Origin of the sequence: Methylococcus geothermalis, assembly GCF_012769535.1 — a bacterium.
GTDB classification, from domain to species: domain Bacteria; phylum Pseudomonadota; class Gammaproteobacteria; order Methylococcales; family Methylococcaceae; genus Methylococcus; species Methylococcus geothermalis.
The window spans coordinates 3,158,849-3,181,529 of sequence record NZ_CP046565.1 but is presented as its reverse complement, the minus strand read 5'-3'; the positions used below and the strand labels follow the sequence as shown (position 1 = coordinate 3,181,529).

Here is a 22,681-nt window from a genome sequence, read left to right as displayed (position 1 = left end):
ATGCCTAAGCTCAAAACCAATCGCGGCGCCGCCAAGCGCTTCAAGCGGACCGGCTCCGGCGGCTTCAAATGCGTGCACTCGCATCGCCGTCATATCCTGACGAAGAAGTCCACCAAACGTAAGCGCCAGTTGCGTAGCCCGGACATGGTGAATCCGTCCGATGTGCGTGCAGTGGCGCGCATGCTGCCGTACACCTAAACAGTCCCGTTACCGAGTCACCGCAAGAGGAATAAGCCATGGCACGAGTCAAGCGCGGAGTGATAGCGCGCGCCCGTCACAAGAAGGTCCTGAAGCAGGCCAAAGGTTATTACGGCGCCCGCAGTCGTGTTTACCGCGTCGCCAAACAGGCGGTCATCAAGGCTGGCCAGTACGCCTATCGCGACCGCCGTCAGAGGAAGCGTCAGTTCCGCGCCCTGTGGATTACCCGCATCAACGCCGGCGCCCGCGAATTCGGCCTGTCCTACAGCCGTTTCATCAGCGGTTTGAAGAAGGCATCCGTCGAGATCGACCGCAAGGTCCTGGCCGATCTCGCCGTCCGCGACAAGGACGCCTTCGCGGAATTGGCCCGCATCGCGCAGGGCTGATCGCTGGCGAGCCGTTTCCGGCGGAGGGTGTGCCTCCGCCGGGCCTCTCTGCTACCCATTAAGAACAGGCCACCGTGAGTTCGTCGCCCGAGTCCACCCTGGAACAAGCCGCGCGTCTGTTGGCCGCGGCCGGAAACGTCGCCGAGCTGGACCAGGTCCGGGTGCGCTATCTGGGCAAGAAGGGCGAGTTCACCGAGCAGATGAAGACGCTCGGATCGTTGTCGCCGGAGGAACGCAAGGAATTCGGCCAGCGCATCAATCGGGTGCGCGATGAATTCCAGTGCTTGCTGGAACGGCGCAAGGCGGCCCTGGAGGCCGAAGCGCTGGCGGTGCGCCTGTCCGGCGAAACCATCGACGTCACGCTCCCCGGCCGCGGCCAGCGGCTCGGCGGGTTGCATCCCGTCACCCTGACCCTGCGCCGCATCACCCAGCTGTTCCGCAGCGTGGGATTTTCGGTGGTCGAGGGACCGGAAATCGAGGACGATTTCCACAATTTCGAGGCGCTGAACATCCCGGCCCATCATCCGGCCCGCGCCATGCACGACACCTTCTATTTCAGCGAGCACATGCTGCTGCGCACCCACACCTCGCCGGTGCAGATCCGGGTGATGGAATCGGGGCAGCCGCCGCTGCGGGTCATCGCGCCCGGCCGGGTCTACCGCTGCGATTCCGACCTCACCCACACCCCGATGTTCCACCAAGTCGAGGGTTTCTGGGTCGACCAAAACGTCAGCTTCGCCGATCTCAAGGGGACGCTGTACGAATTCCTGACCGGCTTTTTCGAGAAGGACTGCGCGGTGCGGTTCCGCCCGTCGTATTTCCCGTTCACCGAACCTTCCGCCGAGGTCGACATCGAGTGCGTGATCTGCGACGGCCAGGGCTGCCGGGTGTGCAAGCACACCGGCTGGCTCGAAGTCATGGGCTGCGGCATGATCCACCCCCGCGTCTTCGAGGCGGTAGGCATCGATGCGGAGCGCTACAGCGGCTTCGCCTTCGGCCTCGGGGTCGAGCGTCTGACGATGTTGCGCTACGGTATCAACGACCTGCGCCTGTTTTTCGAAAACGACCTCAAGTTCCTGCGGCAGTTCAAGCCGTTCTGATTCCAAAAGTTCCCGCCGAAGAGCCGACATGCGCCTGAGCGAAGCCTGGTTACGCCAATACGTCAATCCCGCGGTAGACACGGCCGGGCTGGTCCACCAGTTGACCATGGCCGGGCTGGAGGTCGACGGCGCCGAGCCCGCGGCGGCCGATTTCAGCGGCGTGGTGGTGGCCCGGATCGTGGAAGCGGCCCCGCATCCGGAGGCCGACCGTCTGCAGATCTGCCGGGTCGAAGCCGGTCGAGGCGAGCTTCTGCAGATCGTCTGTGGCGCGGCCAATGCCCGTGCCGGCTTGGTGGCGCCGCTGGCGACCGAAGGCGCGGTGTTGCCCGGTCCCACGGCGATCAAACGCTCCCGCCTGCGCGGCGTCGAATCCTTCGGCATGCTGTGCTCGGCCAAGGAGCTAGGCATCGATGAGAATGCCTCGGGCTTGCTGGAGCTGCCGCCCGATGCCCCCGTGGGCGCCGACATCCGCGACTATCTGCAGCTCGACGACCGGATTCTGGAAATCGATCTCACCCCGAACCGTGCCGATTGCCTGAGCGTGGAGGGCATCGCCCGTGAAGTGGCGCTGATCAACCGTCTGCCATTCCAGGGCGTCGAAGCGGGAGCGGCGGCGGTGGGCAGCGACCGGCGGCTGGCCGTGCATCTGGATGCGCCCGAAGCCTGCCCGCGCTATCTCGGCCGGGTCATCGCCGGTATCGACGCCAAGGCGGAAACCCCGCTGTGGCTGAAGGAGCGTCTGCGCCGCAGCGGGCTGCGCAGCCTGGGGCCGGCGGTCGACGTCACCAACTATGTGCTGCTCGAGCTGGGCCAGCCCCTGCATGCCTTCGACCTGGCGAAGCTTTCCGGCGAGATTCATGTGCGTTGCGGCCATGAAGGCGAGTCGCTGAAGCTGCTGAACGGTGAGGAAATCACCCTCTCCCCGGACGTACTGGTCATCGCCGATGCCGAAAAGGCCCTGGCGCTGGCCGGCATCATGGGGGGCGAATACAGCGCGGTGAGCGAGGGCACCACGGATATCTTTCTGGAATGCGCGTTTTTCTCGCCTGCCCTCATCATGGGCAAGGCGCGGCGGTTCGGCCTGGCGACGGACTCTTCCCACCGCTTCGAACGCGGCGTCGATCCGGCGTTGCAAACTCGGGCCATCGAGCGGGCTACGGCCTTGCTGCTGGAGATCGCCGGCGGCCGGGCAGGTCCCATCACGGAAAGCGTCCACAGCGACTTGCTGCCGGTTCGCCCGCCGATTCGTCTGCGGGAGAAGCGGATCGAGCAACTGCTCGGCCTGGCCCTGGCCCGCGACGAGATCGCGGACATCCTGAACCGCCTCGGCATGAACGTCGCTCCCGACGATCAGGGCTGGACAGTCACCCCGCCGAGCTTCCGCTTCGACATCGCTCTGGAAGCCGACCTCATCGAAGAAATCGGTCGCGTCTACGGTTACGACAACATCCCCCGGCGCCGCCCCGCCGTGGCCTCGGCCATGCAGCCGGCATCGGAAACCGTGCTCGGGCTGGATCGGGTCAAGGACATGCTGGCCGACCGCGGTTACCAGGAAGTCATTACCTACAGCTTTGTATCATCCGAGCTTCAGCGGCGGATCGATCCGCAACTCGAACCCGAAACACTGCTGAATCCGATTTCGGCCGAGCTGGCGGTGATGCGGACCAGCCTGTGGACGGGATTGCTGGATACCGCACAGAAAAACTTAAGCCGGCAGCAGGAGCGGGTGCGCATTTTCGAAACGGGGCTCAAATTCGTAAGGCGCGGCGGAACCCTGGAGCAGCGCAACACCCTGGCCGGTCTCGTGCTGGGGGCGGTGCTCGACGAGCAATGGGGGGAGAAGGGCAGGCGGGCGGACTTTTTCGATGTGAAAGGCGACGTCGAGGCTATACTGGGCTTGACCGGCAGGGCATCGGTTCGTTTCCGGTCGGCCGCCCATCACGCCCTGCATCCCGGCCAGACGGCCGAGATCGTGATCGGCCATGTCGGCGCCGGCTGGTTGGGCATGCTGCATCCGCAGTTCGAGCGCGAACTCGGCTTCGAGCAGCCGGTTTTCCTGTTCGAGCTCGACGTCGGAGCGCTGCTGCAACGCGATCTGCCGCGGTTTGCGCCCTTGTCCCGCTTCCCCCACGTGCGGCGGGATTTGGCGTTGGTCGTGGAGCGGGCGGTGCCTGCCGCGGATCTGCTGGAAGCCGTCGCCGCGAGCGGCGGTACCCTGGTTCGCGACACGGTGCTGTTCGACGTTTATCAGGGGGCCGGGGTGGAGGCAGGCAAGAAGAGCCTGGCGCTCGGCGTCATCCTGCAGGATGCGGAGGATACGTTGACCGACGACCGGGTGGATGCGGTCATGGCCCGGATCGTGGAACGGTTGGCGACTGATTTTGGTGCGAAATTGAGAGAATGAGGCAATGGCGCTAACCAAAGCGGATATGGTCGAAAGGTTGTTTGCCGAGCTTGACATGAACAAGCGCGATGCAAAGGAGCTGGTCGACCAGTTTTTCGAGATCATCAAGGCGTCGCTGGAAAGCGGGCGTTCGGTAAAGCTCTCCGGTTTCGGCAACTTCGATCTGCGTGATAAGCGCCAGCGTCCCGGCCGGAATCCGAAAACCGGCGAAGAGATTCCGATTACCGCGCGACGCGTGGTGACCTTCAAAGCGGGCCAGAAACTCAAGGCCACGGTCGAGGGGCTCCAGGACGAAGGCGAAAATTCGTCCGGCGCATCGCAAAGCGAGGATGTCTGACTCGGGCTCGGTCGCCGGCGGCCCAACGCCTGAAGAGGCTCGGTCATCACCATTCTTGGTGGCTGTCCGGCCCATGCCCACGGGCCACGGCGCAACGCAAGGGCCCCGCCCACAAGGCCTCGTTGGCCGGATGGTCAGGCAGCTGTCCCATGGCGAACGGCTTGCGGTTTGGCATTCGCAAACACAAGCCGGTGGCCTTGCCGCTCTCAAGATATCCCCGTTCGCAAACGGTTTGGATCAAGTGACGGCGTTTTCTTGGGTTTTCATACCGGAGTCGGCGCCAACTCCGGAAAAAAATACGCCGGCTTCGGTCGAGATGAGGCGTTTCAATTCTGCGGATAGGGACTCGATCGCCCATCAGTGCGTTTCGAGACCAATGTGATCCGGGGTTTCGTGGATGTCTTGATTCGCGAATCGCGCCTGCACTCGGGGCAGGCATAGACTTGCATGTCCTGGTTGGCCTTGTAGGAATAGGATATCTGCCATGTGATGTCCACACGGAACACGCACCCGCAGAATCCGCAGGTTTGCCGAAAATTGCTGGCGGTAAGAAGATGATCGCTGAATGCTAGGTTCATAGATGGTATTTCAACCTCTGGAGTTTGAATCGTAGCCCACCTGTCCTTGGATAGCCTATCGAGTGGCGAATAGTCACTTCGAATCGAAGTGGAGTTCATGTCCGACCCCCCCCACCCGGAAAAGCCGAACCGGAAGGATATTGCTCTATCCCGCCGTGTGGGAGAAGGTTTTCCTTACTGGCAAAGGCTTCCTGGCGCCGAGTTAAGCGTGGGATTGCCAAAAAATCGGGTGTCGGAACCAATAATCGTAGGGTTCTTTCGCTGTACAGATAGGCCACACGAATTTCTCCCGTTCTCTTTTCCGCCTTAAGCCTCCGCGAAAGGCGGGGTAGCTGTTATCGAGGGCCAGCGTTCAGGTGTGCGTGAGCTGATGTTTGTTTTCCACCACATCGGACGCCTGCCTTTGCGAAAAGGCCATGAAAGTTGTCCTGTTCGGGGCTGGGCGGGCCGGGGATGGCCGTGTCGGTGATCCGGCCCTGAATGGCCATGGAGCGCCTCCCCGGGGTTCATCCCGCCTTGCACAATGCGCCTTCACCGAAGAAATGTCCATAAGATCGTCTTTCCGCATCCTGGGGAAAGACAAGGGTGATTGATCCGGTTCATCGAGGATCGGGCGTTTTCCCGAGGCGAACCCTTTACGCTCCCCGAGGGGCGGTCCGATTCAACATGCCGAACAGAAACCGGAAATGAAATCCGATCCCCGCCAGCACACTGATATGCAGCAGCTCGTGAGGCCCGATCACCCCCGGGATGAGGATGGGCATCCGGAGAAATTCCAGCACACCCCCGACGGTGTATGACAAGCCACTGAAAACCAGGGGCCTGACCAAAGCGCCGCCGTAGCGTCGCCAAAGTGTGATGCCCGATGCCAGGCCGATCCAGCCAAGGCTCAGATATAACGTCAATCCCAGCCATTCCGGAATGCTGTCGAAGAAGATGACCTTGAGCGTGATGCCCGTCGTGGCGAGAGTCCAGATCAATAGCAACACACCCCAGCGTCCCCACCCCGTGAACAGAATCCCATGGACGGGGGTGAAACTTCCGGCGATCAGCACGAAAATCCCGGCATGATCCAGCCGCTGCAGCACCGTATGGCCAGCTCCGCCCGGGGCGAGCAGATGATAAACGCCGCTCATGGACAGGAGAAAAACGCAGGAAACCACAAAGACTGCCAAGACGACCAAGCGCGTCATGCTCCCCTGGCCTCGGCGCAGCAACAAGACTCCCAGGACGGCGAATAGGCCGGCACTCAACAAATGGCTGATGGAACTGACCGGCTCGGCAAAGCCCGGAATGGAATAGGTGTACATGGTTGGCTTCCCGTGTGGACTCCAAGTGTTTGAACAGGATTTCGGTGACGATAACATGCAGGGAGACGGGCGCGTTCCTCAGGACGGGCGGCAGTTTGCTGCCGGGCGGGCGGCGGCGGTCCACGTTCATGACCCCGACGGCGGCGAGGAGGGTCGAGGTCGCGCCGTCCAGCACGCCCGCTGCTGCGATGCCGCCCCGTCCGATCGTGACGTGAGCCTGCATGGCGAGTTCGTTTGGCATTTCCGCGGCGCCGGGATAGGCTGCCTTGTGGCCGAGTTTCCGGAGTCTGCGCAGGAAGCGGATTTTTCTCCGCGCTCCTTGGCCCTCCGCCGGCGAGATCGGCGCCGAGCTGATTCGGCAGGTCCGCGGCACGCCGCTCGCGACGGAACAGGCGACCGCGACGGACTGGAAGGTCGGGATGCCCAGCTTGCCGCACACCAGTCATGCTTGTGCTCGTTCTCTGGGGATCGGGAAACGAAGGCGGCACGCGGCCTGCCTGGGGCGCAGTTTGTTATAGTATGACAAAATACTCAGTTTTTTGATGTCCGGAACAGACATGGCGTCAGGCAAGCCGATCGAAGTCGGGATTGTAGGCGGCACCGGTTATACCGGTGTGGAATTATTGCGGATACTGGCGCTGCATCCCGGCGTGCACATCCGCGCGGTTACTTCCCGCGCGGATGCCGGGAGGCCGGTGGCCGATCTGTATCCCAATCTCCGCGGCTACGTGGATGCGGTCTTCAGTGAACCCGCGGCCGAGGATCTCGGCGCCTGCGACGTGGTGTTCTTCGCCACGCCCAACGGCATCGCCATGAAGTCGGCGCCGGTGTTGCTGGAGCAAGGCGTCGTCGTCATCGACCTGTCGGCGGATTTCCGCCTGAAGGACGCGGACGAATGGGCGCGCTGGTACGGCGAACCGCATGCCTGCCCCGAGCTGCTGGACGAGGCGGTGTACGGCTTGCCGGAAATCCGGCGCGATTCGATCCGCTCGGCACGCTTGATAGCCAATCCCGGCTGTTATCCCACGGCGGTGCAGCTCGGGCTGATGCCCTTGCTGGAAAACCGGCTGGTGGTAACGGACCGGCTCATCGCCGACGTGAAATCCGGTGTCAGCGGCGCCGGGCGCAAGGCTGAAATGCCGCTGCTGATGAGCGAAACCGGCGAGAGCTTCAAGGCCTATGCCGTGGCGGGGCACAGGCATTGGCCGGAAATCGTGCAAGGTCTGGTGCAGATGGCCGGCGAGCCGGTGGGACTGACCTTCGTGCCGCATCTCCTGCCGATGATCCGCGGCATCCATGCGACTCTCTACGCCGCGGTGATCGACGAACCGGGTGACGTGCAGCAGCTGTACGAGCAGCGTTACCGCGACGAGCCTTTCGTCGACGTGCTGCCGCCCGGCAGCCACCCGGACACGCGCAATGTGCGCGGCTCCAACCGCTGCCAGATCGCGGTGTTCGAGCCCCAGGGGAGCGGGCAGATCGTGGTGCTGTCGGTGATCGACAACCTGGTCAAGGGCGCCGCGGGCCAAGCGGTGCAGAACATGAATCTCAGATTCGGCTTCGAGGAGACCACCGGCCTTCAAGCCATCGGCCTGTATCCATGAAAACCACCCATCCGTCCATTCTCGAGACCTTGACCACGGTGCGCGATTACATCCGCTGGGGTGCGACGCGTTTCGCCGAAGCCGGTGTGTTTTTCGGCCATGGCACCGCGACCGCGCTGGATGAGGCGGCCGCGCTGGTCATGCATGTGATCCGCCAGCCACACGACATGCCCTCGGGCTATTTCTCCGCCGTGCTGACGTTCGAAGAGCGCGAGCGCATCCTGCACCTGATCGACCGGCGGATCGAGGAGCGGGTGCCTTTGGCCTATCTGACCCACGAAGCCTGGTTTGCCGGTCTGAAATTCTATGTGGACGAGCGCGTGCTGGTGCCGCGTTCTCCCCTCGCCGAACTGATCGAAAACCAGTTCCAGCCCTGGCTGGAGCCGGACGCGGTCGACGGCGTGCTCGATCTGTGCACCGGCAGCGGCTGCATCGCCATTGCCTGCGCCAAAGCCTTCCCCCGGGCGCGGGTGGACGCCGTGGACATTTCCGGCGGCGCGTTGGAAGTAGCGCGGATGAATGTCCGTGCCCATGGCCTCGAAGAGGCCGTGCGGCTGGTGCATTCGGACCTGTTCCAGCAGCTCGAGGGGGGCCGCTACGATCTGATCGTGAGCAATCCGCCTTACGTGAATCTGCAGGAATGGCGCGATCTGCCTTCCGAGTACCATGCCGAGCCCAGGCTCGGCTTGGCGTCGGGCGAGGATGGGCTGGACTGCGTGCGCCGCATCCTCGCCGGCGCCGCCGACCGGCTCGAGCCGGATGGCGTCCTGGTGGTGGAGGTCGGCTCCAGCGCCGAAGCGCTGGTGGCGTTCTACCCGGAAGTCGACTTCCTCTGGCTGGATTTCGAGCACGGCGGCGACGGCGTTTTCCTGTTGACCGCCGCCCAGGTCGAAAGGCATCGGGACCTGTTCGAGCGTTCCCTCGATCCGGGAACGGCGGCCACCGGCAAGACCCTCCAATAAGCATAGCGAGAAACCATGTCCGGAAACACCATCGGCAAGCTGTTCACCGTCACTTCATTCGGCGAAAGCCACGGCCCCGCGCTCGGCTGCATCGTCGACGGCTGCCCGCCCGGACTCGCGCTATCCGAGGCCGATCTGCAGCACGACCTGGATCGCCGCCGGCCGGGTCAGTCCCGCCATACCACCCAGCGGCGCGAGTCGGACACCGTCAAGATCCTCTCCGGCGTGTTCGAGGGACGCACCACCGGCACGCCGATCGGCCTCCTGATCGAAAACGAGGACCAGCGCTCCAAGGACTACGCCAGCATCGCCGATCGCTTTCGGCCCGGCCATGCCGACTACACCTACCACATGAAATACGGCTTCCGCGACTACCGCGGCGGCGGACGTTCCTCGGCGCGCGAAACCGCGATGCGGGTGGCGGCGGGGGGCATCGCCAAGAAATACCTGCGCGAGCGTTTAGGAATCGAAATTCGCGGCTACCTGGCCCAGCTCGGCCCGATCCGGCTCGATCCGCTCGACTGGCGCGCCATCGACCACAACCCGTTCTTCTGTCCCGATCCTGCCAAGGTACCCCAGCTGGAAGCCTACATGGATGCCTTGCGGAAAGAAGGCGACTCCGTCGGCGCGCGGGTCAACGTCGTGGCGAAGGGCGTGCCGCCCGGTCTGGGCGAACCGATCTTCGACCGGCTCGACGCCGAACTGGCGTACGCGCTGATGAGCATCAACGCCGTCAAGGGCGTGGAAATCGGCGCCGGTTTCGCCTGCATCGAGGCCAAGGGTTCGGTATTCCGCGACGAGATGAGTCCGGAGGGATTCCTCGGCAATTCCGCCGGCGGCATCCTGGGCGGGATTTCCAGCGGCCAGGACATCGTCGCCAGCATCGCCCTCAAGCCTACCTCCAGCCTCCGCATCCCCGGCCGTTCGGTGAACCTCCAGGGCGAACCGGTGGAAGTCATAACCACCGGCCGCCATGACCCTTGCGTCGGCATCCGCGCCACGCCTATCGCCGAGGCGATGATGGCCATCGTGCTGATGGATCACTATCTGCGCCACCGCGGGCAGAACCAGGACGTCGTGCGCACCCTCGATCCCCTTCCCCCCAGCGCGCTCTAGTCCGGTCCGCCCATGCCCGGCACCGTGCCGTACTGGCGGCTCTCCGGCCTGTATCTTTGGTACTTCGCGGCGCTGGGCACTTTTCTGCCGTACTGGCCGCTTTACTTGCAGGCCCGTGGCCTCGGCCCGCAGGACATCGGCATCGTCATGGCGATCATGGCGGCTACCCGCATCGTGGCGCCCAACTGCTGGGGCTGGCTGGCCGATCATTCCGGGCGCGACCTGTTCCTCATCCGCCTGGCCTGCCTGCTCGCGTTTCTCGGCTTTACCCTGATCTTCGTGCTTCCCGGCTACGGCGGGCTGTTGTCCGTGGTGGCGTTGTCCGGTTTCTTCTGGAACGCGTTCCTGCCCACCCTGGAGTCGCTGAACCTGGCCTTGCTGAAGGGCGATGGCAGGGGTTACAGCCGGATCCGGCTATGGGGTTCGGTCGGGTTCATCCTGGGCGTGCTCGCGGTGGGCGCGGCGCTCGAAGCCCGGCTCGCCATCGGGTGCCTGCCGCAGGTGCTGGTGCTGCTGTTCGCGCTGATGTGGCTGTCCAGCCTCGCCATTCCGGGCGGTGCGCGGGTGGTTCACGAACCTTCGCACGATACCTTGTTCATGATCGTCAAAAGGCCGGAAGTGATCGGTCTGCTGGCGACCTGTTTGCTGATCCAGATGGCCCACGGGCCGTATTACAGCTTCTATTCGGTGCATCTGGAGAACCACGGCTTCGACCGCTCCAGGACCGGCCAGCTGTGGGCCTTGGGCGTGGTGTCGGAGATCGTCCTGTTTCTGATCCTGCCGGTGATCCAGGCCCGCGTCTCGCTGCGCGCCATCCTGCTCGCAAGCATCGCCTTGACCGTCTTGCGCTGGTTGCTGATCGGCCGCTACGCCGAATGGCTGGGAGTCCTGGTTTTCGCCCAAGTGCTGCATGCCGCCAGCTTCGGGGCGTTTCACGCCGTCTCGATCGCCCTGGTGCACCGCTATTTCCAGGGGCGCAACCGCCATCGCGGCCAGGCGCTTTTCACCAGCCTGAGCTACGGTGTGGGCGGCGCGCTGGGGAGCTTCGCCAGCGGCTACGCCTGGGCCGATGTCGGCGCCGAGGCGGTTTATGCCGGCGCTGCGGCGGTATCCTTGATCGCCTTGATCATCGCCTGGCTGTTGGTGGATCGGCGCCGCTAGCGCCTTGACGCGGTATTTCCCAGTCCGCCACCGGTCCCGGCACGATGCGGAAGGAGGGGTGCGGTTCCGGCCGCTCGACCGTCTCCAAGGGTTCAAGCCAGGCGGGGGCGCGCGTCCGTAGCTTCGCTTTGAGATGCGCCCATTCGTAGGCGAGCTGGCCGTCCGTGGCCGTCATTGGCGCCGGCTTCTGGCAGGGGGCGATCTTGCCCGCGTCGAAGCGGTAGCCCCGGCGCTCGGCTTCTGCGTGGACGGCCCGTAGATAGTGCATGATCGCCGCTCCGGGGTCGGGCGTTTCGCGGAACCGGGTCAACTGGGGGTGATGGGTATAGCCGCGCGTCAGCCCTTTCAGCACGGCTTGCGCCAGCAGGGCTTCGCGCCAGAGCGCGACCAGGCCTTTGGCGTCCAGGTAGCAGGGATGCAGGGTCCAAAGCCGCATGGCCGAACCCGGTTCACTCCCGCTGCAGCCGCAAGGCGTTCAGCACCACACCGGCCGAGCTTGCCGCCATCGCGGCGGAGGCGGCCATCGGATGGAGCTTCCCAAAAGCGGCCAGCGGGATGGCGACGAGGTTGTAGCCGAACGCCCAGGACAGGTTCTGGCGGATCACCCGTAGCGTACGGCCGCTCAGTTCCATGGCCTCAGCCGCCTTGGCGATGTCGCCGGTGAGGAGCGTCAGGTCGGCGCTCTGCTTGGCGATGTCGGTGCCGCCGCCGACCGCCAGGCCGACGTCGGCCGCGGCCAGGGCGGGGGCGTCGTTGATGCCGTCGCCGATCATGCCGACCCGCTCGCCGCGGGCCTGCAAATGGCGGACGATTTCCAGCTTGCGGCCGGGGCGTGCTCCCGCCTCGATCCGGTCGATGCCGACCAGGGCGGCGATGTGTTCGGCGGCGGGGACGACGTCGCCCGTCACCATGAGCGTCCGTATTCCCCGCCGGTGCAGGCGGGCGACGGCCTCCGCGGCATCGGGCCGGGGCCGGTCGGCGACGCCGAGCACGGCGGCGGCGTGCCCGTCCAGCGCGACGAATACCGGGGTCTTGCCCTGCCTGCCCAGCTTCCGCGCCGCATCGCGGAGGTTCCGGCCGCTCTCGATCTTGTGCTTATCGAGCCAGCGCTGATTGCCGATCAGTACTTCGTGGCCCTCGACGACGGCGGCGATGCCCGAGCCGGGTTCGACCCGGAACTCGGCCGGTTCGGGCCACGCCAAGCCCAATGTCGCGGCGTGGGCAAGAATGGCGTTGCCGATGAAGTGCTCGGAATGCGATTCCGCACCGGCGGCGAGCCGCAGCAGCGCCGCTTCGTCCAGATCGGAGACCTTGGCGAAGTCGGTGATCCTCGGCCTGCCCTCGGTGAGGGTGCCGGTCTTGTCGAATACGACGACGGTCAGGCCGGCCGCGGTTTCCAGACTCTCGGCGTTACGGATGAAGATGCCGCGCCGCGCCGCCTGTCCGGTGCCGACCATCACGGCGGCCGGCGTCGCCAGTCCCAGCGCGCAAGGGCAGGCGACCAGCAGTACGGTGATGGCATGGCTGAGCGCCGTACCGAAGCCCGCGCCTGCCGCCATCCAGCCGAAGAAGGTAGCGCCGGACACCGCCATGACGGCGGGCACGAAATAAGCCGACAGCCGGTTGACCGTGCGCTGAATCGGCAGCCGGCTGGTCTGTGCCTGTTCCAGCGTGCGCAGGATGCCCGAGAGGACGGTGTCCGCGCCCACCGCGCTGACCCGGATCTGCAGTGCGCCATTGCCGTTGATGCAGCCGCCGGTGACCCGGTGGCCGGTTTCCTTGACCACCGGCAGGCTCTCGCCCGTCACCATGGATTCGTCCACCGCCGACAGCCCGTGGACGATTTCGCCGTCGGCGGGGATACGCTCGCCGGGCCGCACCAGCACCAGGTCGCCGACCCGGACTTCGTCGATGGCGAGGCTCAGGGCCCGCGCTCCCCGGAGGACCGTCGCCGTCTGCGGCTGCAGTTCGACCAGTTGGCGGATGGCCTGGTGTGCCTGGCCGCGGGCCTTCTCCTCCAGATAACGGCCCATCAGCACGAAGGAGATGACGCCCGCCGCCGCCTCGAAGTAATAGCCGCCGCGCCCGGTCGCCAGGGAGAAGAAGCTGTAGGCGTAGGCCGAGCCGACGCCGGCGGCGACCAGCGTATCGGTGCTGGCCGAGCGGCGCCGCGCCAGTTGCCAGGCTTTGTCGAAGAACTCCCGTCCGCTGCCCAGCAGCAGCGGCGCCGACACGGCGAGCTGCATCCAGCCCATCAGCCGGGAACGCGGCGCGAACAGGCCGATCAGGAAGGTCGGCACGCTGAATACCAGCGACCAGAAACAATGCCGCCAGGCCTTGCCGATGCGGGCTTTTTCCCGCGCCAGCAAAGCCCGGCGCTGCGCCACGCTGTCCATCGGCTGGGGCCGATACCCGAGCCGGCGCAGTGTCCCGTACAGATCGTCCCGGCTCATCGACGTCAGCACCTGGGCGGTTTCCGTCGCGAAATTGACGCTGGCCGAAGCCACCCGCGGATCGCGCCGCAGCAGCATCTCGATCAACAGCGCGCAGGACACGCAGCTCATGCCCTCGACCGCGACGTTGAACTCGTGCAGCGGCGGCCTGGGGCTCATCTCCCGGCTGACCGCGGCGGCGAGAGCGGGGGAGGTGGAGGGGGAGGGGGAAGGCCCCAGATTGGCCAGGACCGTTTCGAGGAAAGCCTGAAGCTCTACTGCCGGTATCGCCGCCGGATCGAAATGGACGGTCACCGAACCCAGCGCCGGTACCACCCGGACCCGCTTCACCGCCGGATGCTTGCGCAGCAGCACGCCGAAAATGTGGATACGCTCGGCCTGTTTCCGCAGGACGGGCGCCACGGCGCGCAGGCGGGAGCGGGTCTGGTGGACGATTTGAAAGTGTTCGAGCGTCTTCGATTCGGCGGCCATGCCTGCGGGACCTCGTGGGTAGGCGGGAAGGCCATTATAGTCATGCGAACCCGGATGAACGACGGCGGGCGGCTGGCACATCGGCAGGCTGCACCTGCGTCCTCATGTGCCCCTTGCCTCCCCTGCAATCCGTTTGAGTTTTTCGGTCCAGCCGCGCCTCCTCGAAGCGGGACGTTTTCGTCTTTCACATCGCGTCCATCGATTCTTCCTATCATTGGCCGCCCGAAAGACAGGGGGAGGGTGATGATGAGTTGAAAAGAGAGGAACAGGCAAGAATCGGGTAGAAACGTGAAAGAGATCAGTTGGTGAGAGGGAAAACCGTGCTGAAGCCATGACATGAAAGAACAGGACAAAATGGGAGGTTTCCGTCATGATCCTGCCGCTGCCCGCACGCATCCGTACCGGAGCGGGGCGGTTGCGCGAGCATTTCGGCGGCGAATACGAGGCTTATGGCGCCAGAACGTCGCCGACCGCTCCGGGGCCTTTACTGGGAGCAGCCAGCGACGGTGCGGCGGTTCACTGCCCGCGAATCGGCGAACCCGCCGCTTCCAACGCCGCCAGCTCGGCATCCGAAAACACCCGCGACCGCGTCAGGAAACGAAGGCCTTCCGGCCCTTCCAGCGAAAACATGCCGCCCCGGCCCGGCACGACGTCGATCAGCAGCTGCGTATGCTTCCAGTAGTCGAACTGGGCTGCGGACATGTAGAACGGACATCCTCCGATCTCTCCCAGCCGCACGTCCGAGTCGCCGACCAGGAATTCCCCGAGCGGATAGCACATGGGGGCGCTGCCGTCGCAGCAGCCGCCGGACTGGTGGAACATCAGCGGGCCGTGCCTTGCGGCCAGCCGTTCGATCAAGGCCAGGGCGGCGGGGCTTGCCACCACCCGCGCCGGTGCGTCGGGAGTTGTCAGAACAGGCCCACTGCCTTCGGGCTGTAGCTGACCAGCAGGTTCTTCATCTGCTGGTAATGAGCGAGCATCATCTTGTGGTTCTCGCGGCCGATGCCGGACTGCTTGTAGCCGCCGAACGCGGCATGCGCCGGATAAAGGTGGTAGCAGTTGACCCAGACGCGCCCCGCATGAATGCCCCGTCCCATGCGGTAGGCCCGGTTGATGTCGCGGGTCCAGATGCCGGCGCCGAGTCCGTACAGCGTGTCGTTGGCGATCGCCAGCGCCTCTTCGTCGTCCTTGAAGGTCGTCACCGACAGCACCGGGCCGAAGATTTCTTCCTGAAATATGCGCATGCGGTTGTGGCCCCGGAATACCGTGGGTTTCACGTAGTAACCGCCGCGCAGGTCGCCATCCAGCAGGTTGCGCTCGCCGCCGATCAGGCATTCGGCGCCTTCCTGCTTTCCGATCTCGAAGTAGGAAAGGATCTTCTCGACCTGCTCTTCGGACGCCTGGGCGCCGACCATCGTCTCCGCGTCCAGCGGGTTGCCCTGTTTCATGGCCGCGATCCGTTTCAAGGCATGGTCCATGAAGCGATCGTAGATGGATTCGTGGATCAGGGCGCGGGAAGGGCAGGTGCAGACTTCGCCCTGATTGAGCGCGAACATCGCAAGCCCTTCCACCGCCTTGTCGAAGAAGTCGTCCTCCCGCGCGCAGACGTCGGCAAAGAAAATGTTCGGCGACTTGCCGCCGAGTTCGAGCGTCACCGGGATGATGTTCTGCGAGGCGTACTGCATGATCAGCCGGCCGGTCGTCGTCTCCCCGGTGAAGGCGATCTTGGCGATGCGCCGCGAGGAAGCCAGCGGTTTTCCCGCCTCCAGGCCGAAACCGTTGACGACGTTCAGCACGCCGGGCGGCAACAAGTCGCCGATCAGTTCCAGCAGCACCATGATCCCCATCGGGGTCTGCTCGGCCGGCTTCAGCACCACGCAGTTGCCGGCGGCCAGGGCGGGGGCGAGCTTCCAGGCCGCCATCAGGATCGGGAAATTCCAGGGGATGATCTGTCCCACCACCCCGAGCGGTTCGTGGAAGTGGTAGGCGACGGTGTCGGCGTCGAGTTCGCCGATGGAGCCCTCCTGCGCGCGGATGCAGCCGGCGAAATAGCGGAAATGATCGATCGCCAGCGGGATGTCCGCGGCCCGGGTCTCACGGACCGGTTTTCCGTTGTCCCAGGTTTCCGCCAGCGCCAGGGTTTCCAGGTGGGCTTCCATGCGATCGGCGATGCGGTTCAGGAGGTTGGCCCGGACGGTGGCGGAGGTTCGGCCCCAGGCGGCGGCAGCGGCATGGGCAGCATCCAGGGCCAGCTCGACGTCATCCGCGGTGGAACGGGCGACCTTGCCGAGCGGTTTACCGGTGACCGGCGTCAGGTTCTCGAAGTATTCCCCCCGGACCGGCGGGACCCAGCGGCCACCGATGAAATTGTCGTAACAGGGTTTGAATGGCGATTCGGTCTTCATGGCGTAACTCCTTCCGGCGGGCGTTTGCGGTCGGCGATGGGGCCTGGATTCCCCAGGGGATACCAAGCTGTTCGATGTTTCTTCGGCGACCGGACTGTATCGGCGAATCGGGCGGGCTTCAAGCCCTGGTATCCGCGCCCCTTTCGTTCTCCAGGGCCTTGTCCACGATGTCCTTGTGCAGCTGCAGCGCGCTGGGGTGGATGTCCTGGTATGCCGGTCGACCTTTTCCTTGAGCGCGAAAGCCCTCGGAAGCCTCAGCGTCCTCGCCGGACAGCCCCTGGAAGCCGCTGGTCTGTTACGATGATCCGGGTTTGCGATCGATTCGGGCGACAAGTAGCCCGCAAGTTGAATCGGGTCCGGCGCGCCGGACTTTCCATGACGATGAAGCCATGATCATTTATCTACACGGTTTTTGTTCGTCGCCTTTGTCCGAGAAAGCCCGTCTCCTCGCGCGACGCATGGCGCAGCGCGGGCTGGCGGATCGGTTCTGGTGCGAGCAGCTTCCGGCCGGCCCGCGCCAGGCCATCGAGTTCGTAGCGGGAGTCCTGGCGAAGTGCCGGACGCGTCCCGCTCTCGTGGGAAGTTCGCTGGGCGGCTACTACGCCACCTATCTGGCCGAGAAGCACGACCTGCGCGCGGTGCTGATCAATCCCGCCGCTTTCGCCTATCAAAACCTGGTTCCGGCGGTGGGGCCGCAGCGGAATCTCTACACCGGCGAGCCTTTCGAGTTCACCGAACGGCACCTGGCCGAGCTGGCGCAGCTCGAAGTGACGAGGCTTAGCCGGCCCGAGCGCTTCTGGCTGATGGTGGAAACCGGCGACGAAGTGCTCGATTACCGCGAGGCCGTCGAAAAATACGCGGGCGCAAGGCAGACCGTGATCGAGGGCGGCGATCACAGTTTCCGCCATTTTGCCGATTATCTGGACGCGATCATCGACTTCGCGCTGACGCCTTGAGCTCCAGCGTGCCGGGCACCCGGTCGCGCCGGCGGCGCCTACCGGGCCAGGGAACCCGCTTGGCCGTCTGCGGGTTCGCCCCGCGGCTCGCGTAGGGCGGAACCGGCTCCATCGGGTTCTGCCACCGATACCGGACGCTGATTTTGGCGGATCGCCTTTCGGCATCCGCCCCACGAGGGGCTACGACGGCCGCCGGGTTAGACCCATACCCTATATACCCAAATCACCCGGCCTGAAGCTCGCGGGCTAAGCGCAGTCCGAGGACGGAATCCATGACCCGCTGTAACCCTTGCCGGAGGGTTTTGACGCCGGGTTCACCATCACCCTTGCGTGCGAGAAAGCCACCGTGCCGAGCGGTCAGTCGAATCACCTCGTTCAACCGAGGGGGATGGAGCGGCGGCTTTTTTGTTCAGGAGGTAGGCCGCTTCCCATTCGTCGCGTTCGAACAGGCGAGCGGCCCCCAGGTCGGGAGAGCCGGCCCCGGAAAATAGGACAGCCGCTTAGGTGAGGTTTCTGTTCTAATCACCGGCCCTAGGAAGGGCATCACCGGCCCTAGGAAGGGCTGAAATCGGAGAACAAAGATGAAGAGAAAGAGAAGAAATCACTCGGCGGCCTTTAAGGCCAAGGTGGCCCTGGCAGCGCTCAAAGGCGATAAGACGTTGGCGGAGTTAGCGGAACAGTTTGAAGTTCACGTCAACCAGATCACGCAGTGGAAGAGCCAGTTGCAGGAGCGGGCGAGCGACGTGTTCGCCACAGCCGCGGAACGCAGTGAGTCGAGCGGGCCAGACGTGAAGGAACTCCATGCCAAGATCGGGCAGTTGGCGATGGCGAATGATTTTTGAGTCGCCGCGCTCGGTCGCGTCGGCGATGCGAGCGCAAAACGATGATTGACCGGTCTGACAAGCTCCCTGTGGTGCGCCAGTGTGAATTGCTGGAGCTATCCCGCTCTTCGGTGTATTACGTGCCCCAGCCAGTTTCAGAAAGCGATCTGGCCTTAATGCGTCGGATCGACGAGTTGCACATCAACCATCCGTTTGCTGGCGCCCGCATGCTGCGCGACCTGCTGCGCCTGGAAGGCATTCAGGTGGGCCGCCGGCATGTGTCCACGCTGATGAAGAAGATGGGCATCGAGGCGCTGTATCGACGGCCGAACACCAGCCGGAAGCATCCGCAGAACCCGATCTTCCCCTATCTGCTGCGCGGTCTGGAGATCACCAGAGCGAACCACGTAGGGGCCATGGATATCACCTACATCCCCATGCGCAAAGGCTTCGTGTACCTGGCTGCGGTACTCGACTGGGCGACCCGGCGGGTGCTGTCTTGGCGACTGTCCAACAGCCTGACCACGGACTTCTGCATCGAGGCCGTCGAGGAAGCTCTACAGCGTCATGGCAAGCCGGAGATCTTTAACACCGACCAAGGCAGCCAGTTCACCAGCACAGAGTTTGTCGATCTGCTCCAAGGTCAAGGTCTCCGAGTCAGCATGGACGGCAAGGGCCGCTGGGTCGATAACGTATTTGTCGAACGGCTTTGGAAAAGCGTGAAATACGAGGAAGTTTACTTGCATGCTTACGACTCAGTTTCTCAAGCAAGGCAAGGCTTACAAAGCTATTTCAAGTTTTACAATGAACGGCGGCCTCATTCATCGCTTGACGGCAAGACCCCGGATAGCGTGTACTTTAATTCGCTGCCACTCCAGAAGGCAGCCTAAACCGCAGAAGCCCACTTAAGCCCGGTAAAATCCTGTCTAAAAAACCGGGGCCACCGCAGTAGCCTTGTTCATCCAACCCTTCAAGGTAAAGTAATTCACGTTTAACTCTTGCGCTAAAGACCGGACCGACCGGTCTCCACGATTCAATGTCTTGGCGAGCGCTTGCTCTTTGAAGGCTTCAGAATACGTTGCTTTCATCTGGCTCTCTATCCTCTAAGGAACCTCTGAACAAACCCTGCTGGTAAGCTAACCCCTGCCCAGAACCCATGAACGCGGTGCCCTCATGAAACAGACCACCTTTGCCTCCTTGGCGTTTGACCGGAAGAAGAAGCAGACTCGGCGTGAGAAGTTTCTGGCCGAGATGGAGCAGGCGGTGCCGTGGCCGGAGTTGCTGGCGGTGATCGAACCGCATGACCCGAAAGCGGGTTGGCGCGGTCGTCAACCGTACCCGTTGGCGACGATGCTCAGGCTTTACTTCCTCCAGCAAGGGTATGCCTTGTCCGACCCGGGCCTGGAAGATGCCCTGTACGAGATCGAATCGATGCGGCGCTTTGCGGGTCTGGAGTTGGCCGATGACGCGCTGCCGGATGAAACCACGATCCTCAACTTCCGGCGCCTGCTGGAACGTCACGAGCTGACGGCGAAGTTGATGAACGCCATCAATGACGTGTTGGAAGCGCGAGGGTTGCTGCTCAAGGGGGGGGCACGATGGTGGATGCGACGATTATCCACGCCGCGCCATCGACGAAGAACAAAGCCAAGACCCGCGACCCCGAGATGCACCAGACCAAGAAGGGCCATCAGTGGTTCTTCGGCATGAAGGTGCACGTGGGAGCGGACGTTCACACCGGCGTCGCCCACACGGTCTCGGTGACACCGGCCCATGCCGCCGACATCAGCCAGTTGCCGAACCTGCTGCGCGAGGACGACCGGCTGATCCTCGGCGATGCCGGCTACGTCAACGACACCTATAAGCGCGCTGCGCGGCAGGCCGGGGTCGTGTGGGGCGTCGCCTTGAAAGCCCGTCCGAAACGGCGCTTGGGGGCTGCGCAGAAACGCCGCCATCGGCGAATGTCGTCGATCCGCAGCCGAGTCGAGCACCTTTTTCGGGTGATGAAGCGGCAGTTCGGCTACACCAAGACGCGCTACCGGGGTCTGGCTAAGAACGCCGCCCAGGTGTTGACCCTGATAGGGTTGACCCATCTCTACCTGAAGCGGTACGCATTGATGACCTGACGGGCGAGGTGCGCCCGGAATCCGCCCCGACGGGCGCATCCGGGGGGGATCGCCACGGTAAGTAAGGAATTTCGGTACCCTTCACCCATTTTCAAAGCCTGATTATCAGCGGGATGTGTTTTTACCGGCCAAATCGGGTTTGTTCAGAGGTTCCCTAAAGTTCATCAGTTCTGAAAATTAGAGGCGACAACTATTCTGACGCAGGGGGCCGGTGGGTCGTCGGTCACCGGGATCCCATCTTCAAACACCACAAACACCACGCCGGAAAGTCAAGTCCGGGATGCGTTCGGCGCCGCGAATGCGCCGCCAGGATTTCGCCGCCTCCTCCATCAGCTTGAACGCCAGCCCGAGGAACGTTGACCGCGACAGGCAGTTCTTGGCGCGTGTGGTACGGTGGCGGACCGTCGCGAACGTGGACTCGATCGGGTGGGTGGTCCGTAGGTGCTGCCAGTGCTCCGCCGGCAAGTCATGGAAGGCCAGCAGGGCCGCCCTTCGGCAGGCTCAGGGGCCGCCCGGTTCTTGGTCAATTTCTCGGTGGCCTTCGGGTACGTTGCTTGATAGCTCTGCACGCAGCGGTCAAACGCCTGCTCCGCCTCGCGCCGCGTGGGCGCCATCCAAATCGCCTGGAGCGCGGCCTTGGCTTGGCTCTGTAAGGCTTTCGGCAGGCTGCTCAGGACATTGCCCATCTTGTGAAACCCACACCGCTGATGGCGGGTCTCGGCGTAGACCTCGTCCATTGCGGCCCAGAAGCCCAGCGCTCCGTCGCCGATCGCCAGGCGTGGCCCCTCGGTCAGACCGCGGGTCTTGAGGTCCCGCAGCACGTCGAGCCAGGACGCTTTCGCTTCACGGAAGCCATCCGCCAAGGCAACGAGTTCCTTCCTGCCGTCGCACCGTACGCCGATGATCACCAGCAGACACAGCCGCGGGTCGTCCTCTTCACGGACGCCGGTGTGGACCCCATCGGCCCACCAGTACACGTAGCGCTGTTCGGACAGATCCCGCCGTGCCCACGCCTGATACTCCCGAGCCCAATCGGCCTTCAAGCGACTCACCACATTCGCTGATAGGCCCTTGGCCTGGTCACCGACCAGCACCGTTAGGGCCTCCTGCAGATCCCCGGTCGAGATCCCTTTCAGATACAGCCACGGCAAGGCCGCGCAGATACGACCGGAACGGCGCACATACGGCGGCACCAAGGCCGAGTTGAACTTCACCCCGCTCCCCGAACGGTCCCGGACCTTCGGCACCCGCACCGACACCGGCCCGACCGCCGTCAGCACCTCGCGTTCCGGCAAATCACCGTTGCGGACAATGGCCCGCTGACCGCCCCATGTGCGCACGTTCCCGTACCGGCTCAACAACTCCCCCAACTCCGTCTCGATGGCCTTCTGGATCAACTCGCGGGCACCCTTCGGATCAAATCCTCCAGACCCAGCCCCAGCTCCGTTGCCTTTTTCTCCTCGTCCTGCGTAACCTTGCTCATGGCGTACTCACCTCAATGCTGCTTTTCAGTCTCGACAACCGAATTGTCAGCAGGGTACGCCACCCGTTCAAGCCATCACCCCCCTGGCTCATACACCAGTTCCGACTATAACTCATGGAGCGCGCGGCCGCCGCCTAACATCACTGTCTCAATAGTCTTAAATGCTTGTCTTACCGTCCATCATTGGAAATACGTTCTTTCATAGGAGTGCATGATGCTCCGCTCGGACGGTTGCGCCTTAAGTTGTCTCGGTACGCGGTCTGATGGATCATAAGGCGCGAACCGTTTATGAGTCTCCGAAACACCACGGGAGTTGATGAAAACTTGACGTACATCAAGGCGGGCGGAAGGGACGATCAGGTACGCTATGTCCCAAGGTTGTCACGGAAGTGGCGAACTGATGTTACAGCCGATGTTTTCCTCAAGTTTTATCCTCTGGGATGGTGTTTCCGGGCTCTTCATCGAGCCCGGTTTTTTTTCTCCTTCTCTATTCCCGACCGCCAAAGCGACGCCCCATTCTGCCGCTTCTGGTGCACAAAAGTGGCGCAACAGCTTCAATTGTTGCCTCGATGGTTTTGTGATCTAATACGAAAATCGCTTTGTTTTCGTGGGCTCAGGGTTCATCTGAGGACGCGTCGTTGCGCCCGATCGGGCGGTCCCGCGGGGGACGATCTCCGGCGGGTTGCGGCGTGATCCCGCCATAACAACATCCCTGCACGGTTTCCACGGCTTCCCCTCGGTGTCTCCACGGATCGTCGACAGGCATGCGAGGGGTTGGCGCGGCCGATTTTTGTCTGGAAAGTGGGCTTC

General features: G+C 63.7%; 20 protein-coding genes and 1 pseudogene. 13 read left to right on the top strand and 8 right to left on the bottom strand.

All coding sequences use genetic code 11. The features are described from left to right. The 5 genes from rpmI (at nucleotide 1) to GNH96_RS14895 (ending at nucleotide 4,425) form a co-directional block, all read left to right on the top strand. Nucleotides 1-198, top strand: a complete 198-nt coding sequence (gene rpmI / locus GNH96_RS14915; protein ID WP_169604365.1) for a 50S ribosomal protein L35 — start codon at nucleotides 1-3, stop codon at nucleotides 196-198. Nucleotides 199-236: 38 nt separating this feature from the next. Continuing rightward, a complete protein-coding gene (rplT, locus tag GNH96_RS14910) occupies nucleotides 237-584 on the top strand; it encodes a 50S ribosomal protein L20 (protein ID WP_169604364.1) in 348 nt (115 codons plus the stop codon). Between the two features lie 74 nt (nucleotides 585-658). After that, nucleotides 659-1,684, top strand: coding sequence for a phenylalanine--tRNA ligase subunit alpha (pheS, locus tag GNH96_RS14905; protein WP_169604363.1), 1,026 nt, complete (start codon nucleotides 659-661; stop codon nucleotides 1,682-1,684). A gap of 28 nt (nucleotides 1,685-1,712) precedes the next feature. Beyond that, nucleotides 1,713-4,088 (top strand): phenylalanine--tRNA ligase subunit beta, encoded by a 2,376-nt coding sequence (gene pheT / locus GNH96_RS14900; protein ID WP_169604362.1) that lies wholly within the window; start codon nucleotides 1,713-1,715, stop codon nucleotides 4,086-4,088. 4 nt (nucleotides 4,089-4,092) lie between these two features. Beyond that, a complete protein-coding gene (locus tag GNH96_RS14895) occupies nucleotides 4,093-4,425 on the top strand; it encodes an integration host factor subunit alpha (protein ID WP_169604361.1) in 333 nt (110 codons plus the stop codon). Nucleotides 4,426-5,638: 1,213 nt separating this feature from the next. Here GNH96_RS14895 and trhA read toward each other — a convergent pair. Beyond that, nucleotides 5,639-6,313 (bottom strand): PAQR family membrane homeostasis protein TrhA, encoded by a 675-nt coding sequence (trhA, locus tag GNH96_RS14890; protein WP_169604360.1) that lies wholly within the window; start codon nucleotides 6,311-6,313, stop codon nucleotides 5,639-5,641. 557 nt (nucleotides 6,314-6,870) lie between these two features. On the opposite strand from trhA, the gene argC reads away from it, so the two are divergent. The 4 genes from argC to GNH96_RS14870 are packed head-to-tail and all read left to right on the top strand — an operon-like array spanning nucleotide 6,871 to nucleotide 11,156. After that, entirely contained in the window at nucleotides 6,871-7,917 is a 1,047-nt protein-coding gene (gene argC, locus GNH96_RS14885; protein WP_169604359.1) for an N-acetyl-gamma-glutamyl-phosphate reductase, read from the top strand. Continuing rightward, the gene (prmB, locus tag GNH96_RS14880; protein WP_169604358.1) at nucleotides 7,914-8,879 is read left to right on the top strand and encodes a 50S ribosomal protein L3 N(5)-glutamine methyltransferase; all 966 of its coding nucleotides are present in this window, start codon (nucleotides 7,914-7,916) and stop codon (nucleotides 8,877-8,879) included. Before argC ends, prmB begins: the two co-directional genes overlap by 4 nt. A 15-nt stretch (nucleotides 8,880-8,894) precedes the next feature. Then, complete coding sequence (aroC, locus tag GNH96_RS14875) at nucleotides 8,895-9,995, top strand: chorismate synthase (RefSeq protein ID WP_169604357.1); 1,101 nt, start codon at nucleotides 8,895-8,897, stop codon at nucleotides 9,993-9,995. Between the two features lie 12 nt (nucleotides 9,996-10,007). Next, the gene (locus GNH96_RS14870) at nucleotides 10,008-11,156 is read left to right on the top strand and encodes an MFS transporter (RefSeq protein ID WP_169604356.1); all 1,149 of its coding nucleotides are present in this window, start codon (nucleotides 10,008-10,010) and stop codon (nucleotides 11,154-11,156) included. Here the strand turns inward: GNH96_RS14870 and GNH96_RS14865 are convergent. The 4 genes from GNH96_RS14865 to adh form a co-directional block, all read right to left on the bottom strand. Beyond that, nucleotides 11,122-11,592, bottom strand: a complete 471-nt coding sequence (locus GNH96_RS14865; RefSeq protein WP_169604355.1) for a pyrimidine dimer DNA glycosylase/endonuclease V — start codon at nucleotides 11,590-11,592, stop codon at nucleotides 11,122-11,124. The two genes, GNH96_RS14870 and GNH96_RS14865, sit on opposite strands and share 35 nt — an antisense overlap. Nucleotides 11,593-11,605: 13 nt before the next feature. Beyond that, a complete protein-coding gene (locus GNH96_RS14860) occupies nucleotides 11,606-14,080 on the bottom strand; it encodes a heavy metal translocating P-type ATPase (RefSeq protein WP_169604354.1) in 2,475 nt (824 codons plus the stop codon). 516 nt (nucleotides 14,081-14,596) lie between these two features. Further along, a complete protein-coding gene (locus GNH96_RS14855; protein ID WP_223163440.1) occupies nucleotides 14,597-14,962 on the bottom strand; it encodes a DUF779 domain-containing protein in 366 nt (121 codons plus the stop codon). Nucleotides 14,963-14,988: 26 nt separating this feature from the next. Continuing rightward, a complete protein-coding gene (adh, locus tag GNH96_RS14850) occupies nucleotides 14,989-16,485 on the bottom strand; it encodes an aldehyde dehydrogenase (protein WP_169604353.1) in 1,497 nt (498 codons plus the stop codon). 389 nt (nucleotides 16,486-16,874) lie between these two features. On the opposite strand from adh, the gene GNH96_RS14845 reads away from it, so the two are divergent. Then, nucleotides 16,875-17,441, top strand: a complete 567-nt coding sequence (locus tag GNH96_RS14845) for a YqiA/YcfP family alpha/beta fold hydrolase (RefSeq protein WP_169604352.1) — start codon at nucleotides 16,875-16,877, stop codon at nucleotides 17,439-17,441. A gap of 223 nt (nucleotides 17,442-17,664) precedes the next feature. Here the strand turns inward: GNH96_RS14845 and GNH96_RS15920 are convergent, their stop codons facing one another. Next, the gene (locus GNH96_RS15920) at nucleotides 17,665-17,811 is read right to left on the bottom strand and encodes an IS4 family transposase (RefSeq protein ID WP_223163439.1); all 147 of its coding nucleotides are present in this window, start codon (nucleotides 17,809-17,811) and stop codon (nucleotides 17,665-17,667) included. Between the two features lie 211 nt (nucleotides 17,812-18,022). Between GNH96_RS15920 and GNH96_RS14835 the strand changes: the two genes are divergently transcribed. Continuing rightward, nucleotides 18,023-19,152 (top strand): IS3 family transposase gene (locus GNH96_RS14835; RefSeq protein ID WP_169601143.1). Its coding sequence is split into 2 segments (ribosomal slippage): nucleotides 18,023-18,281 and nucleotides 18,281-19,152, totalling 1,131 coding nucleotides; the frame shifts between segments, so codons are not numbered across the junction. Nucleotides 19,153-19,188: 36 nt separating this feature from the next. Here the strand turns inward: GNH96_RS14835 and GNH96_RS16410 are convergent. Beyond that, nucleotides 19,189-19,350, bottom strand: a complete 162-nt coding sequence (locus GNH96_RS16410; RefSeq protein ID WP_169604351.1) for a transposase — start codon at nucleotides 19,348-19,350, stop codon at nucleotides 19,189-19,191. 85 nt (nucleotides 19,351-19,435) lie between these two features. Here GNH96_RS16410 and GNH96_RS14825 point away from each other — a divergent pair. Further along, nucleotides 19,436-20,388, top strand: a protein-coding gene (locus GNH96_RS14825) for an IS5 family transposase (protein ID WP_228719894.1) whose coding sequence is annotated in 2 segments (ribosomal slippage) — nucleotides 19,436-19,849 and nucleotides 19,852-20,388 — 951 coding nt in all. Because the reading frame shifts where the segments join, the coding sequence is not laid out codon by codon here. Nucleotides 20,389-20,552: 164 nt separating this feature from the next. Here the strand turns inward: GNH96_RS14825 and GNH96_RS14820 are convergent. Continuing rightward, nucleotides 20,553-21,871, bottom strand: a pseudogene (locus GNH96_RS14820) (IS256 family transposase). 400 nt (nucleotides 21,872-22,271) lie between these two features. Here GNH96_RS14820 and GNH96_RS14815 point away from each other — a divergent pair. Then, nucleotides 22,272-22,457, top strand: coding sequence for a hypothetical protein (locus GNH96_RS14815; protein ID WP_169604350.1), 186 nt, complete (start codon nucleotides 22,272-22,274; stop codon nucleotides 22,455-22,457). Nucleotides 22,458-22,681: the final 224 nt, after the last annotated feature.